The organism is Microcystis sp. M049S2 (assembly GCF_020245625.1).
GTDB lineage: Bacteria > Cyanobacteriota > Cyanobacteriia > Cyanobacteriales > Microcystaceae > Microcystis > Microcystis ichthyoblabe_A.
Genome location: NZ_JADBUN010000162.1, coordinates 1 through 15,219, shown reverse-complemented (window position 1 = coordinate 15,219; position 15,219 = coordinate 1). Strand labels below are relative to the sequence as shown.

The window sequence follows — 15,219 nt, the reverse complement described above, 5'->3', positions numbered from 1 at the left end:
CTGCGAAGGTTACATGATATCAGCGAGACTTGGAAACTATCTCATCAAATTAGTTCCCCCATAGAACCCCCTTGAGCCATCTCGCACACTTTTCTCTTTTTGTCAAATTTTATGTTAAGAAAGATGTGACTAATGGATAGCCTTATCAAGGGGGGCAGGGGGGATCAAAACCCGTCTTCAATTTAATTATAACCAGCTACTGATCAGCCAACCTCATATAGTACATTTGTTCAAAAAAATCGAAAAAGAGAAAAAGGGTAAAAAGGGAAAAAAGAGAAAAAGGGTTACAGGGTCCTCCCAGCACCGCACACCACCCGAAAACCGAAGTAGCTGCCGTTGACGCGGCGGTTGAAGTAGTAGCGGCAAGCGGAACGGCAGTAATCCGGATTGAAGCCCCAGGAACCGCCCCGCAGAGCTTTTTTTGCCTGATTTTGCTGTTTTTTGCTCTTTTCTTGCCGAGGACTACCATCATTAGGTGCGCCTTGATAATTTTCCCAGAAGTCATCCTGACACCACTCCCAGACATTGCCGTGCATATCATACAAACCAAAACCATTGGGGGGAAATTGCCCAACGGGGGTGGTTCTCGCACGATATTCTCCTGCTGGTTCCCTAGCAAAGCGTTGCGTAGTATTGTAGTTAGCTAAATTTGAGGTGAGGGTTGCTCCGAAGTGGAAGGGAGTGGTGGTTCCAGCACGACAAGCATACTCCCATTCCGCCTCACTGGGCAGCCGATACTGTTTCTTGGTCATTTTAGAGAGCCTTTGGCAAAATTCTATGGCATCTAACCAAGATACATTTTCAACGGGGTTTGTGCTGCCTTTAAACCGCGATGGCTCTGGGTTTAAATCTCGCTCTACTTTTAAATCTTTTCTTTGGGCAATATATAACCATTGAGCTTGGGTAATCGGAGTTTGACTTAGGTAAAACGGGGCGATTTTTACTAAATGTCTGGGGGATTCTCGTTGAAACCAATCCCCCCCGTATTTTTCCCCTAGCCGCGCTATTTCCTCCGCTTCGGTTCCCATCCAAAACTCCCCCGAAGGAATATAGAGCATTTTTAAGCTGGGGGGATTTTCTTCAAAGTAAAAGGCTCTCACGGGTTCTTTAGCGGTAATTTGTCCCGTCTCATCCACAAAAACGGTTTCAGACTTGAACAGGGTTAGGTTAAATTTCTCGGTGATGATTTCTTCTTCTGTGTTATCCAAGACTTCCCTAAACTGGACTGGCATTGTCTCGGCGGTTATTTCTTCGCTTGCCAAAATTTTAAGCTGCTCAGGGGTTAAACGAAGACGCTGATACAGTTCCCCATCTTCTACGCTGAAATCCTTAAGTCTATGCTTGAGCAGTTGAAACAATATTTCCTCTCCTCCCGTAAGCTCTTTTACCTTAGCTATGGTTACGGTTTTATATTTCCTCAGCCACTTTTCCTCAACCGGTGGGGGTGGAGGTGAGTCAACCATAGATTGCAGCTTTTGGCTAATTTCTTGGTACTTTGCTTCCCCTAGCTTTTGGAAAACCTTAGCAGACACCTTGGCAAAGGCGCGAACTAGATTAGCTGCTTCTTTGCCGAGGAGAACTTGGGGATTGGTAAGAATAAGACCAAAAAAGGTGGTGGTACTCAGGTTAAGTTTTTGGGCGATGTATTCCGAGAGGACAAAAATTACTTCTAAGGCGCGGCTATTCCCTAGTTCAGTGAGCAGAAGCTCTCTCACCTCATCATCAAATTCAAAATCTAGGCTGTTGGGGGGAGTATGAAAGTTAAATTTACCTCCTTTGTCCCACTTCACTGGTTCCCCTCCTAGATAGACTTTAAGAAAACCGCTAAGGATGACTTCTGCTATGTTTAGGGGGTTAGAGGCGCTTAAAAGTTTGCTTTGGATAAGACGGATGATGGGAAGATTTACCGGGGCTGCGGCTAATTTTTTCAGTAATTCCCAAGCTAGAGGTGAGGCGGTACTAGCGAATAGTTCTAGAGCTTGCTTCCTAGACATCTCCGGAGAAATAGTTGCGGGTATTTCTCTGTTTTGGGGAGATTTTTCTAGTAGTACCCCCGCACAGGTGGCGTTGCTGTCACCACTGACAACGAGCGCCCAAGCTTTTAAGGATGAAGGGGTTAGGGAGATGGTGGGTAGGGGAAAGTAGGTTTTTTGGATTGTTTCTCTGAGAATATGTTGATTTTCCTCTTCCTTCTCAATTTGTAGTAGCAGGGGGATAGAGGTAAATCTCCAGTTTTGTGAAGGTTTCCGGGGGGTTTGGTTGACTAGGGAGACGAACCAACCTCGACTAAGGGCGGTTCTTTCCCACATTGCTTCCGGGAAGGGAGAAAGCAGGGTGACGATTTGGTGTTTTCCCCAGTCCTGAAGAGCTTGGTTATAGCGTCCTTGATACCAGTCTGGGGAAGTACAATCACTGTAGAAGAGGATAAGTCTTTCGCCGCGAGGATGGATGAGATCTTTTGGGTGAATTGAGCAAGTATCGTTAGAGTAGGTACGGATGGCTAAATTTTGCCTGTCTTCGTCCCATCCTATGCGGTAGAGTTTGACATCCCGAAAGGCCCCGATTTGTTCTAGCCAATCGCGGATTTCCCCGGCCATTTCTTTCCAAAAGACCATGGAAGCCCATTCTTCAATCAGTAAAACTACCTCTAGGGAACGGACTTTTTTGGCTTGGTAAACGGGTATTAGAGCTAAACTGCCATCTTTCTTGCCGATGCTATACTCGGCCGATTTCTGTACGGTGCTGTTTAGGTTTATTTGTCTTTGGGTGGCTGAGTCTATCTTTTGGATGAGGGGACGCACTGCCCGCCCTAATTTTAGGGTTTCTCGCCAGAATTTGGCATCGGGGATGCTAATGGGTAGGGTGTCTGCGCCTATCTTCTCAGGCTGTTTTTGTGCTTCTGTCTCGCGTATTAAGGGAACTTCATCCGATGGGGCTGGTGACTCTTGGGTTTTGTTTTTACTCTCCTGGGAGGGGTTTTTAGCGGTCGGGGTTTCTTCCTTTTCTTCCCTAGGCTCTGTAGGGGTTTGGGGTTTTCCTTCTTCTTCTTGGGTGAGAACATACCACCATAAACTATCAGCTATCTGGTAACTGTCTAGGTCCCATCCCCTGCCCTTGACAAAGGTGATAAATTTATCAATCAGTTCTGGTGTGGGAAGGGTTTGGGTCATGTATTGCCTGTGTCGGTGAGATAGGTAAATAGTAGGTCGGTAAGGGACTTTAATTCTGCACCTGTGGGTTTATTTTCGCCCATGCTCATAAAGACGGCGTTTAAAAGCTGGTCCGTTGCTAGTTGCCCTTTTTCTCGTTTTTTAACATATTCTGCGATCGCTGCTTCTATTTTTTTACTTTCTGGACTGGCCTCTTTATAATCAAAGTGGCTTTTTACTATCTCTTTTAGTTCCTCTGGGGTGGGGTCGGGAATTTCTAAGAGCAGACATCTACGTTTAAAGGGTAGGGGAAAATCCCTCTCGCCGTTGCTCGTCATAATCACTATGGGGAACTGTTGGCAGCTTACCTTGCCTTGGGGGATGGATTCCCATTCACCGTCATGGGTTTGTACTGGTATTGGTTGGTTTTCGGTATCTTTAGCGAGTCGGGAAAGTTCGGTGATTTCAAATTTTCCCTCTTCAAAAAGGTTTAAGAGGTCGTTGGGTAAGTCGATGTCACTTTTATCTATCTCATCGATAAGCAGTACCCGGGGATAATTTCTCGGACAGAGGGCTGTCCCCAAGGGACCCAAGCGGATATACTGCCCTATGTCTTTTTTTTCTTCTAATTGGTAATCTTGCAAACGTGCGATCGCGTCGTAGTAGTATAATCCCTCTTGTAGGGTGGTGCGGGTATTAATTGGCCAGACTAATACTTCTCCTAAGTCTAATTCGTAGGCGATTGCGTAGGCTAGGGAGGTTTTCCCTGTACCCGGTTTCCCTGTGACTAAAATAGGCCGGCGTAGGTGAATGGCTGCGTTTACGGTTTCGATGGTTTTATCGTTAACTATGAGTTGTTTTCCCCGCTCCTCGGATTTGTTGGTGGCGAAGCTTCGCCAAGGTGGGATTTCTGGCCAGGGAATCTCATCCCTTGAGCGTTTTTGATGATTGCCTTGAAAGATTTTCCATGAACTCATAGTTAGTTAACCTAGGTGCTGAGATGTTAAGTAGTGGAAGGGGGGCATCCGATTAGGGTCTTCTAAAAAGCATAATAGATGATGTCCTAGATGTTCGGGTTCATCTTCTAAATTATCTGGTGATTGTCGCCTCACCTCTTGAACTCTTGTGGACAATTGATTAATTTGAATACCCTGTAAGAGTGTATTAATTTCTGTTCTGTGAATTGCTTCCTGAGCATGACAGCGCGACCCAACAGCTAAAGGTATGCCATATTTTAAGCTTCTTTTAAAGAATTGCTCTAAATCCTCTTGAGTTGAAGCGCAAAGATTGCTCCATAGAGTTGTTTCTTGGCACAAATAGGACTCGCTGTTATTAACTGTTTGTGTATCTATAGAATTTGTTGTTAATCTCTCCCATCTACTTTTCCAATTTTGATAAGCTGGCATTTTACTATACATTTTTTCCAATCTCATAAGAGAACGAACATTAACAAAATATACTCTCTTAAGTTGAGTTAGGCTATCAAAGTAATTGTATTCCCAAGATTCAAAGTTAGTATATAGTAGCTTACCATCGGTGAAAAATTCAATATTTAAGTTTGCACCTCCTCTCTCATGACAATCTTCAATAATTTTTGTTAAAATGTTCGTTATATCTTTTTGAGTATAAACATCTTTGCTAACGCTACTATCTACAGGAAGAGGTATATAATTATTTCCTTGACTTTGAGATGTATTTAACTGTAGAAAACACGCAGCAAATTTATATTCAGGGGAAGTATTTGCTTGACTTTTACTCTCCTCTATTTTGATAATTAGATAGTTGTTAATATTTTCTCGATTGTCAGGTTCTGCATTAATTGCTGGTATCTCTGCTATCCAAGCATTGTAATCTGTGTCAGTAATATTTAATAGTTTCTTTAACTCCTGTATTGTTTGTTCAATGTATGAGCGAGTGTCGCTATTAATTCTGCTATCTTGAGTAAGTCTAAAAAGTATTCTTAATAAATCTTTATCATCTCGAATATTTATGATTTTATCGATGATTTTTTCAAAATTAGCATTGTCATTATCTGGCAAGTAAGACTTTATGATCCGATTCAGTTCTGATTGTTGTTGTCCAGACAAGTTATTTTTAAGCTCTGTAAATATATTAATTTTTGTCTTATTTTCTTTAAGTTTATCCTGTAAAAAAGTCCCATTATCACTTATTTTTCTATTATACTCTTCAACCAATGAGATGACATTGGCCTTGTTAACTTTTTCTATATCTCTTTCTAATCCCTTGTTAAATGCCTGGGCAAGTAATGGAAAAAAAGTTTGAGATGCGTGCGTTTTCAGCGTCGCCTCGGAGTAGTCGTACTTTCTTGCTATGTGTTCATAAGTCCAACCCTGTGCGAACCCTTCGATTAAACATTTTTGAATAGATGTAATACCATTAGGCTCTATCAATTGAATCACTTTTTCCACACAGCTTAAAAACAGTTCTTTGCCTAAAGAACTTGGAATTTCTGGCTTAGGTTTTCTATCTCCCATTTGTACTTGTGGTTCTCCTTTTAAGAATACAATTCACAAAATGCTACTTTTAGCTACTTAATGATACTTTGGCAAATTGACTACTAAATGCTACAAAAACCACCTCGACAATTAAAAGGGCTAGAAATAAGCTAAAAGTGTAGTCTAATTCAGAGCTTATGTAGATCTCAAACTACCAGATTAAATCACTAACCCAGAGGCTAAAAAATCGCTTGGGGTATGTACCCAAAGAAGCTTGGGTAATTAATCTCGCCATCGAGATAGAAATCTCTCCAAAGCCGTTTTTTAGTGATGGGCAATTAGTCCAGCACTACCGAGAAATTGAACAGCTGCACAGCTAATAAAACCGCCTGAATTTGGTTATTTAACCATTTTCAGGACAGTACAACTTATTTTCTACTGTCATGATACTGAAAAAACCCACCCCAACACAAGCATCGGCTTTAAGGGATAATCCACGCCTAGGGATGCTCCAACTCAGCGATAATCGTCTCGTACAAGCTTTCTTTGACTGGCTAACAGGCTACTACCTTACCCCCCCTCTCTGGAAAAGCACCCCCTCCTTAGAATTACTCTATGGCATACTCCAGTATATAGGCGGATTAGCGATCGCTCTTAGCCACTGGCAATTAATACCCCTAGGATGGGTGCTATCCGTAGCTGGAGCGGCTCAATTGCAGGAAATAGCCCACTTTTGCGCCCATAATGCTTTTTTCCCTCAATATCCCACTTATAACCATCTTTTAGGTTGTTTACTTACCTTAATTACCGGGAAAAAGCCCTTTCCATTGTTCAAAAAAGATCACCTATTAATTCACCACCCGCCGAAAAACCTAGCTACCATGAATGACAAGGGGAATACCCCCTACTTAGTAGAAGATTTAGGTTTTGAATTTGCCCAAGAAGAGGCCTTCTATTGGCAAAATTTGGGCAAGTTATTACTCTCTCCCAAGTTTTACGGAGAAACCTTCCTTTCTCGCCTGACTAATCTCCTTAAAGCTCCCATTAACTACCAAATAGCTACCCTGATTGTGCTTTTCTTTGCCTCTGTTTGTGCGGGTTTAACCCATTCTTGTTTAATCTGCTTACTCTGGGCAGTATTTACCCAACTCGGAACCTATGCAGCCGCACTCTTGCAACAGCTACCGGAGCATAATTGGGCCTATGAAGCCGATGAGAATGAGGGAGCTAAATCTCAGGTAATTGGTAAATCTTTTGCCCTATATTTGGGTGCTTATCCTCCGCACTCGGACCACTGGTTAGAGTGGTTAAAATGGTCAAGGGAATTAGTGGGAGCAGTCTTTATCCGGCTGACCATCCTTCCAGTTAGCCTAGGGGCGCACTGTGTTCACCATGCTATACCAAACGATCACAACTGGGCTAACCAACTATACACCCTAAGAGCTTTTCAGACTGGCTCGGTGAAAGGATGGCAGCGTTATCAATTCCTTGAGGTTTGGGGATACCGAAACGCTTTAAACTACGTCTTTGTCGGTTTTAGTTTAAGGGGAAAAAGCTAAATTAATCTAATTTTATACCCAAGAGAGTTTTGAGAATCTCTTGGGTATTTTTTGGTGCAGGGCTATTTCATTTCTGAAAGCTTTTGAAGGAATGCTCTCCCAAAGACGCGGGATTGATGGTTATAGTCATTTCAGATAAGTCTGATACAGTCCAGACCGACAAAATCCTTATGAACTCTGGGATTGATAGTCTCAATCTTATCTGTCTGAATCGGCACTCGCTATTCCTCTCCTCTCATTACTTTTTGTTGGGTTTCTTATATCATTTTTCTTTATTTCTGGCAGGTATTTTATACTAAATCTGCTTATTAAAAACTGATCATTTATTCCCCCTTTTGCCTTTTGCCCCTCTTTTATAAGTAGCCTATACTCAACGGATTTAGTATTACTCCCCTCTCCCAGAAGGGGATAAGGGTTGGGGGTGAGGGAAATTAACCATCTCTGCCATTACTTTTGAAAAATGGTATTAAAAAATTTTTTCCCAGTCCTTGACAACTTATGTTAAGTTGATAGTGGCAGTTGCGAGAAATTAACCCCCAGTTCTCACCTATAAATTGTTAAGATGAGGATTTTTTTCTCGTCGGTTTTTGGTGGAAAGAATGGAGTTGAAGACGATTACCTGTCCAACTCGATCCTAGTCCCTTGGCAGAGTGACTGACGGATAAGCTCGATCTGTTTGCAGATTTGGGCGGTTTTCTTGTCGCTAGTCATTCAATGATCAATGGGGAAAGATCGAGCCTACCTAATTTTAACTATCTTCTCTCCTCCCTAATCAAACAATGCCTACCATGACCTTAGTGTTACCAATGGTGTATCTACTGGTGATCTATCTCTTACTAGCGATCGCAAAAAAAGCTAAAATCAACTCCTAATCACTGATCACTGATCAGTTATCAGTGGGGAGATAGGAGTCGGTAGTCAGGAGATGGGGGCAAGGATCTGGTTTCCTTTTGCCTTTTGTCTTCTGCCTTTTCTAACTGATTACTGCTCACTGAAAAGGCTGACGGCTATAAAACGGGGACAGGTAAATAAACCTTTTCTACCGTAGGAGAAAAACCTAGCCATTGACGAGATAAACGGGCAAAAGTATCAGGATCACCGCTAACTGCGAAGTTAGTAGGTAGGGGTGTTTCGAGATTTTTTAGACCTAATAATTCTAGCTCTTTTTCCGCCGCTCGGACAACGGAAGCGGCGGGATCTACCAAGCGCACGGAACTAGGCAAAAGACGACGTAAAACCGGGGAAAGATGGCGATAATGGGTACAACCATAGACCAGAGTATCAATATTTTCTGCTAGTAAAGGCTGAAGATATTCCCTAGCCACTTGTGTGGTGTAGGGGTCAAAAATGCGGTTAGCCTCGATCAAAGGTACAAACTCAGGACAGGGAATTTGCCAAACTTGGGCAGTAGGATCGATTTCTTGAATCGCGTGTTTATAGGCATTACTTTTAGCCGTAGCCGGGGTAGAAATCACCCCAATGCGCTTTCCTTGTTTAACGGCAGTTTTGGCCCCGGGCAAAATTACCCCCAAAATTGGTAAATCTTTAAATTCGGCCCTTACTTCTTCTAAAGCCAAGGCGGAACTGGTATTACAGGCCATAATCACCATTTTCACCCGGCGCTCACCCATCCAAGTGAGAATTTCCCGGACAAATTCGATAATTTCCCCTTTAGAACGGGTTCCGTAGGGAAGTCTAGCGGTATCAGCGAAATAGAGAATCGATTCTTGGGGCAGTTGTTTATACAACTCCCTTAAAACGGTCAGTCCACCCACACCACTATCAAACACACCAATCGGACTAAGTTGTGATTCTCTCATAGATAATATCGAGGAAAACGCTGATCTAAAATAGCTTTATTTGATGATATTAAAACACGGATTTTTTGATTGGTAAACTAATGCTCCAATGATTTAATCATTAACGGAGATTTCGTTGAATATATTCAATAATCCCTCCTGCGATCGCCGCCGCCATTTGTCGTTGAAAGTTGGCATTGGCTAACTTAGCAGCATCCTCAGCGCCGGTAACGAAACCCACTTCCACGAGGGTAGAGGGCATTTTCGAGGTTCTCAGCACATAGAAACGAGCCCGACGCACCCCCCGATCGCGCATATCGACACTACGGACAATATTGCGATGGATGGTGTCCGACAAACGGCGATCACCAAAGTAATACACCTCTATGCCGTTGACATCTGGTCGAGCTTTCCCCATAGAGTTAGCGTGGATACTGACAAATAGATCGGCATCGATCTGGTTAGCCAGATCCGTGCGCCCTTGCAGGGTGACAAAAAAATCGCTATCTCTAGTTAGACGCACATCGATGCCCTGTTGTTGCAGGATGCGGGTGACTTCTAGGGAAATGGGCAGAATCACGTTTTTTTCCTGAAGGCCACCAATTCCGATCGCCCCCGGATCCTTACCACCGTGGCCCGGATCGATCACCACCAAAAAGCGGCCATTGCGTTGTCGGGGGGGATTAGGAGTGGGGTTAGAGGGGCGCGGCGGTGGGTTAAATTGCCCCGTATTGGCGGGTAAAGGAACAGGTATAGTGGTGGAGTCAGAAACCTGAGAAACGGGACTAGAATTGCGGGAGGAGAACAATTCTAGGGCTAGGGTTTGACTGTCCGATTGATTGAGGCGACCGAATTGAAACCCTGCTGCGGTCTGTACCAAAATCAGCACCTTATTGGCGCTTTCCTGACGTACCCGCAATTGATAGATGGGACTAGAGCGACCGAAGCGCGGACCGCGAAAAGACTCGGCTAACTTAGCATTTTCGATGCGTAGTTCATAGACCCCATCCCGGTTAACACTGCCGTTAGCTTTCAGGGGTGAATCCCCACGAATTAAGAGGCGATCGTTATTACCCGCCAGATCGATCGAGGAGATCGTGGCCAAACGATTGCTAGAAGGGGGATTATTGGCAGTTTTCGGGGGGGGATTATTGGGACGAGGATTGGGATTGCTGGCCCGAGTGGGGGGAGGTGAGGAGATATTATCCACGGAACCCAGACCACCCCTGGGCAGTAAAACCAAGCCACCAAAACGACTATAGAGAGCTTGCCAATCGGGGCTATCTTTATTAACGCTCAGGGAAATCTTGGCCCGTTGATTGGCAGTCTGACTGAATTGAATATCACCGACCCCATAGCGATTGACGGGGATAGTTTGACCGGCGAGACTGCTGGGTAAAGTGGCCCCGGGTAATTCAAATTCGATTTTTTTGCCGTCCCGGCTGCGTTGACTGCGGATTGATCGATCATCACCATTTTGCTCTAAACGGACAAAAAGACCATTGCGAGTGACCTGAAAATCATCGTTGTTGTCCGTCTGGCTAACTGGAGGTGGGGGAGTGGGACGGGTGGAACCGCGATCGGGGGGAGGTGTGGGATCGGGGGTAACGGGGGGTTGCGTTTCCTCCCGAATCGGTTGGGGTTCTGGCAGTTCCACTGTCCATTGGGTGGGCGAAATTCCGCGAATTTTTACCTGTTGAGGATCGACGGTGTAGCCGGGGGCTAATTCAATCACTAAACGGGTAGTTTCCGCATCAAATTGACCGATACGGACACTTCTGACGATATTGCCAATGGGCCGGTTAATATTGGGTTGCCCTAACTTGATCCCGGGCAGATCGATCACGATCCTGGTGGGGTTAGTGATCATTTGCGCTCGCGGTTGCACTCGATTGTCGGTGGTGAACACCAGACGATTCTCATTGGTGTCGAATCGCCAAAAGACGAGCTTGCCTGCCCAAGCAGGGGCCGCCACCAGCAACCAAGTTAATGCGCTTAGGAATAACCAATGAAATCTCACGATCGATGCTCCCGTTGCTCGGTTATCAATTACCTTTTTTCGGTAAAAATGGACGATTTTGTCGATTTTTTGCCATCCATAGCTCCCTTAATGCTCTGAGAATGACTATCAATAAAAACAAGCTTATGGGACGTTGGCATGGTCTGCTATGTTTCTGATCAGTGATCAGTTATCAGTTATCAGTCATCAGTTATCAGTGATCAGTTATCAGCTTCTGAAGGTAATAGGCAAGAGGCTCCAAAAAAGAATCTGGCAATTCTCCTACCTAAAAATAAGGTTAGAAACTAAGTCCATGAAAGCTTTTAGCTTAACAAATTAGGATTTAGATTCGGCCCTTGTTATCAATGAAAAGACGGCACTGTTAGTGCCACTTAACACTGCTACTGGTAACTTAACACTGCCACTGGTCACTGGTCACTGCTCACTGCTCACTGATTGAGGACTGGCGGTGGGTTCTTTAAATACTAACCTTAACAGGGGCGGAGCGATAAAGGTAGTCAAGATCACCATCATAATAATGGCCGCATCGGTAGCGGGGGATAAAGCGCCACTAGCAGCCCCGACTCCAGCAAAGACTAAACCCACTTCACCCCGGGGAATCATGCCAACTCCGATCGCCAAGCGATTGAGTTTTTCCTTACTGAAAACGGCTAACCCCGTCACCACTTTACCCAAAATAGCGACGACAATTAAGAAAGCGGCCAAGACTAATCCTTCTCGATTGCTGGGAATAGCGGGATTAAGCACACTTAAATCGGTTTTTGCCCCCACACAGACGAAAAATATCGGTACAAATAAATCGGCGATCGGGAACACTTGTTCTGCCAATTCCGATCGCTTTTCCGTTTCTGCTAGGACTAGGCCCGCAGCAAAGGAACCGAGAATCGCTTCTAATTGGATAACTTGGGCAATATAGGCAAGAATAAAGGCGAAAATTAGGGAAACTAAGAGCAATTGTCCCCTAGTTTTCATGCTATTAACTAATTGAACATAAAAGGGGCTTAAAAAACGACCGATCAGGATCGCCCCCACCACAAAAGCGCTAGAACTAATAACTAGATAAATTACTTTGCTAATCTGCACTTCTCCAGTCTTCACCAAAGAAGCAACGACGGCGAGAACGATAATACCGAGAATATCATCGAGAACCGCTGCCCCGATAATAATTTGACCTTCTTTCGCCGATAACTGCCCTATTTCTGCTAAAACCTTGGCGGTAATGCCGATACTGGTAGCGGTTAAAGCTGCCCCGGCAAAAATAGCGGGAATGGTGGCCAGATGGAAAATATAGATTAAACCCAAAGTACCCACCAAAAAGGGAACCGCAACCCCCACCACTGCGACAGCAGCTGCCTGTGGACCGACGCGAATTAATTCCTGCAAGTCCGACTCTAAACCGATCTCGAACAGCAAGATAATTACCCCCAATTCCGAGAGGACGGAAATTACCTCACTGGCAGCACTAAAAACGGCGGGAGATTGCTCCGGGGTGAGGGGGGAAGTGGATTGTAGGAAGTGAATTAGGAGAGAATCCTCGAATCCCGCTCCTCCTTCTGGAAAAACCAGTAATTTTAGCGCAGAAACCCCGATAATCACACCACCGACTAATTCTCCTAACACGGGGGGCAAGTTGAATCGGACGCATATTTCCCCCCCCAGTTTACAGGCGAAATAAATAACGGTCAAACTCAGCAGCACGCAGGCTAAAACTAAGGCACTATCGGCAGTTTCGGCCGTAGCTGCCGAGGCTAACAGGGGAAAATTAAAACTCCAAGCGGAAGAAAGGAAAGGCTGTAGTATCATCGCTCGCTCAAAATTACTCCCAATACTCTAACAAGCTGGCGGCCTATTCAGTGATTCCCTATTAAACTTTGCCCCTTGTCCAACTTCTACAAGGGTTCAGGCGTGGCCGGATGAGGGTCAGATAAATTGTCAGACTTGCTATTAGGGACTTGCGTGGGAATAATATCCCAGCCAGAAAATCGCTCTGTAGAAGAATCAGACCAGCCAGATGGCATATTATCAAAGCGCAAGTCCCTTAGCTGCGGGGGCTCTCGAAGGCTCTCCCCCTACTTAGGGCTTGCTGAATAAATCTAAAAACCTTGCTGGATAAGACTTTTAGACTTTTTGTCAATCCAAAAGTACCGGACCTGGGAGTGAGCGGGGGGAAAATTCAGGTACTTTTTCCCTGAAAATTAGGTAATTGACCAGATGAAAATCGGTAAAACCCTACACCCCACACCCCACACCCCACACCCTGCCCCCACGAAAAACTTTTTCAGCAAACCCTACTTAGGGTGATCAGCAAACCTGATCGACCAGAGGGCGCAGGTTCCTTGCGCCCCTACAGTAACGGATTTTGTCCACAATGTAGGGGCGAACTGCGTTCGCCCAAAAGGTACATTATCAAAGCGCAAGTCCCTTAGCTTATTTACTCAATACCTAGTTTTTGCAATGTTAGTAAACGTCCTTGACTAAACTCCTCGTACACTGTTTTCAGATGAGTAATATTCTCCTCCTCTGTTTCCAAAGTTTTTCCATCTTTAACCACTTTTTTGCCTTGACTTGCCAAATTTTGCCAAACAAATTGTACTGCATCTTGGTTATAGGATTTAGCCAAGAGGAATAATTGTTCTAAACGATTGACCAGTACTCCAGTCCCAATCAAAGGAGAAGCTAAAAAGTTTAATTCTTCACTGTGAATAGCTTTGGTTTTCACTGCATTATTAAAAGCATCAGTAGATGGTTTCCGTTGTTGGCAAGTTTGCTCATCCACAGCAGGATGAATATAGCCAATACCAGTTAAAATCATCAGAGCTTGGTAAAGACCATTTAAGTTAATATTTGAGGTTTTGGGGTGATTTTGCAGCTGCAGTAAAGTTTGGGGAGATTCCGCCAAAACTTCACAAATTGGCTGATAAACTGTCTCCTGTAACTTAACTTCTCCCACGGGGAACTGCTGCTCGAGCTTGATATTGGCGGGATTAACAATCAGAGCAAACTGGGTTTCTTGTAGTTGCTTAAGCTGTTCTTGGCTGGTTAAAATTAAGTAGCCTCGACTAAAAATATCACGACGGAATTGGCTATTAACAAAGAAATCTCGCACCACTTCCCGATAGATTGGGTCGCTGATTTTTGCTAATTTTTCTTGGGCTGCTGGAGAGAGATTAACCGTATCAATATGGTCATTAATATGAGCGGAACCCACATATTTAAGTTTAGCATCCTCTAATTCTTTCGCCACTTCATCGAAGTAAAAAGAATTCCATTCCTGATTGAAATACTCGTGAGCTAAATAATAACGATTTTGTTCCTTTAGGCGCTCGTAACGACTTTTTAAGATTGGATTTTGGACAAAATAACTAGCATTAGCCTCTAATAATTCTCCTGTAAAATTAAGTGCCTGTTCAATGCGGGTTAAAATTGACTCGGAACTGTGTTGACCATGACGCAACATCAAAGCTTGCATCGGCATCGCTGCTGACCAACCCGGAAGGGCATTATAGGAGATATAAACTAATCCCCCCACCTTTAGATTGCGGCGAATAAAATTAACTATTGCTTGGCGATTTCTGGCACTAATCCAGCTATAAATTCCGTGCAGACTAATGAAATCAAATTGAGGTAAATCTCGCTCTAAAAATTCCTCAAAACTATCATCAAAGAAAAGAATATTGTTCATCCCCGCCTTGGCCGCTAAATCTCTAGCTGTGGCGATATGGCTAGGATTGAAATCATTGGCATAAAATTGGGCGTGGGGATAGGTAGCCGCTAAAATATTCGTGGTAAAACCCTGACCACAGGCCAATTCACAATAGGTAAATTCTTGGCTAGAATCGGGGGGTTGAATGGATTTAATTAGAGTGGCTAAACCTAATTTTAGGGGACTTAACTCGCCGTAAAAGCCGCTAGTGTAGTTAACTTCCGATACATATCCTTCTGTCCAACTCATAGATTTTCCTCAAATATAATGGCAAGTCATAAAATTAAGACTTGATTATACAGGAAAAGAGCCAGATAAGCTGCCCGCGCCTTTAAATTGCTTGTTGAGGTGAGGCAAAAGGCAAGAGGCAAGAGGCAAGAGGCAAGAGGTAGTTAGGGTTTGCTGAATAAATCTAAAAACCTTGTTGGGTAAGACTTTTAGACTTTTTGTCAATCAAAAAGTACTGGGACTTGGAGTGATCGGGGGGAAAATTCAGGTACTTTTTCCCTGAAAATTAGGTAGTTGACCACCTG

Annotated in this window: 8 protein-coding genes; 1 reads left to right on the top strand and 7 read right to left on the bottom strand. The window is 44.1% G+C overall.

The genetic code is table 11. The annotated features are described in order from the left end of the window. Positions 1-284: 284 nt before the first annotated feature. From IM496_RS14325 to IM496_RS14315, 3 genes are read right to left on the bottom strand one after another with little or no spacing between them, the layout of a single operon-like run. Positions 285-3,170, bottom strand: coding sequence for a formylglycine-generating enzyme family protein (locus IM496_RS14325; protein ID WP_287662303.1), 2,886 nt, complete (start codon positions 3,168-3,170; stop codon positions 285-287). Next, positions 3,167-4,126, bottom strand: coding sequence for an AAA family ATPase (locus tag IM496_RS14320; RefSeq protein WP_287662302.1), 960 nt, complete (start codon positions 4,124-4,126; stop codon positions 3,167-3,169). The genes IM496_RS14325 and IM496_RS14320 overlap by 4 nt, the downstream gene beginning before the upstream one ends. A 6-nt stretch (positions 4,127-4,132) precedes the next feature. Further along, positions 4,133-5,644: a VMAP-C domain-containing protein gene (locus IM496_RS14315; protein ID WP_287662301.1), complete on the bottom strand. Its 1,512-nt coding sequence runs from the start codon at positions 5,642-5,644 to the stop codon at positions 4,133-4,135. Between the two features lie 404 nt (positions 5,645-6,048). On the opposite strand from IM496_RS14315, the gene IM496_RS14310 reads away from it, so the two are divergent. Next, positions 6,049-7,164, top strand: a complete 1,116-nt coding sequence (locus IM496_RS14310; RefSeq protein ID WP_353737642.1) for a fatty acid desaturase — start codon at positions 6,049-6,051, stop codon at positions 7,162-7,164. Between the two features lie 1,007 nt (positions 7,165-8,171). Here IM496_RS14310 and murI read toward each other — a convergent pair. The 4 genes from murI to IM496_RS14290 form a co-directional block, all read right to left on the bottom strand. Next, positions 8,172-8,984, bottom strand: a complete 813-nt coding sequence (gene murI, locus IM496_RS14305; protein ID WP_104395739.1) for a glutamate racemase — start codon at positions 8,982-8,984, stop codon at positions 8,172-8,174. A gap of 100 nt (positions 8,985-9,084) precedes the next feature. After that, entirely contained in the window at positions 9,085-10,983 is a 1,899-nt protein-coding gene (locus IM496_RS14300) for an N-acetylmuramoyl-L-alanine amidase (protein ID WP_287662297.1), read from the bottom strand. 414 nt (positions 10,984-11,397) lie between these two features. Beyond that, on the bottom strand, positions 11,398-12,786 hold the full coding sequence (locus IM496_RS14295; RefSeq protein WP_194018375.1) for a cation:proton antiporter: 1,389 nt from the start codon (positions 12,784-12,786) through the stop codon (positions 11,398-11,400). A gap of 628 nt (positions 12,787-13,414) precedes the next feature. Beyond that, entirely contained in the window at positions 13,415-14,935 is a 1,521-nt protein-coding gene (locus tag IM496_RS14290) for a methyltransferase regulatory domain-containing protein (RefSeq protein ID WP_287662295.1), read from the bottom strand. Positions 14,936-15,219: the final 284 nt, after the last annotated feature.

What these genes read in the sequence shown, in the direction of transcription:
- IM496_RS14325 (WP_287662303.1), bottom strand. Translation starts at nt 3,170, where the DNA reads ATGACCCAAACCCTTCCCACACCAGAACTGATTGATAAATTTATCACC.
- IM496_RS14320 (WP_287662302.1), bottom strand. Translation starts at nt 4,126, where the DNA reads ATGAGTTCATGGAAAATCTTTCAAGGCAATCATCAAAAACGCTCAAGG.
- IM496_RS14315 (WP_287662301.1), bottom strand. Translation starts at nt 5,644, where the DNA reads ATGGGAGATAGAAAACCTAAGCCAGAAATTCCAAGTTCTTTAGGCAAA.
- IM496_RS14310 (WP_353737642.1), top strand. Translation starts at nt 6,049, where the DNA reads ATGATACTGAAAAAACCCACCCCAACACAAGCATCGGCTTTAAGGGAT.
- murI (WP_104395739.1), bottom strand. Translation starts at nt 8,984, where the DNA reads ATGAGAGAATCACAACTTAGTCCGATTGGTGTGTTTGATAGTGGTGTG.
- IM496_RS14295 (WP_194018375.1), bottom strand. Translation starts at nt 12,786, where the DNA reads ATGATACTACAGCCTTTCCTTTCTTCCGCTTGGAGTTTTAATTTTCCC.
- IM496_RS14290 (WP_287662295.1), bottom strand. Translation starts at nt 14,935, where the DNA reads ATGAGTTGGACAGAAGGATATGTATCGGAAGTTAACTACACTAGCGGC.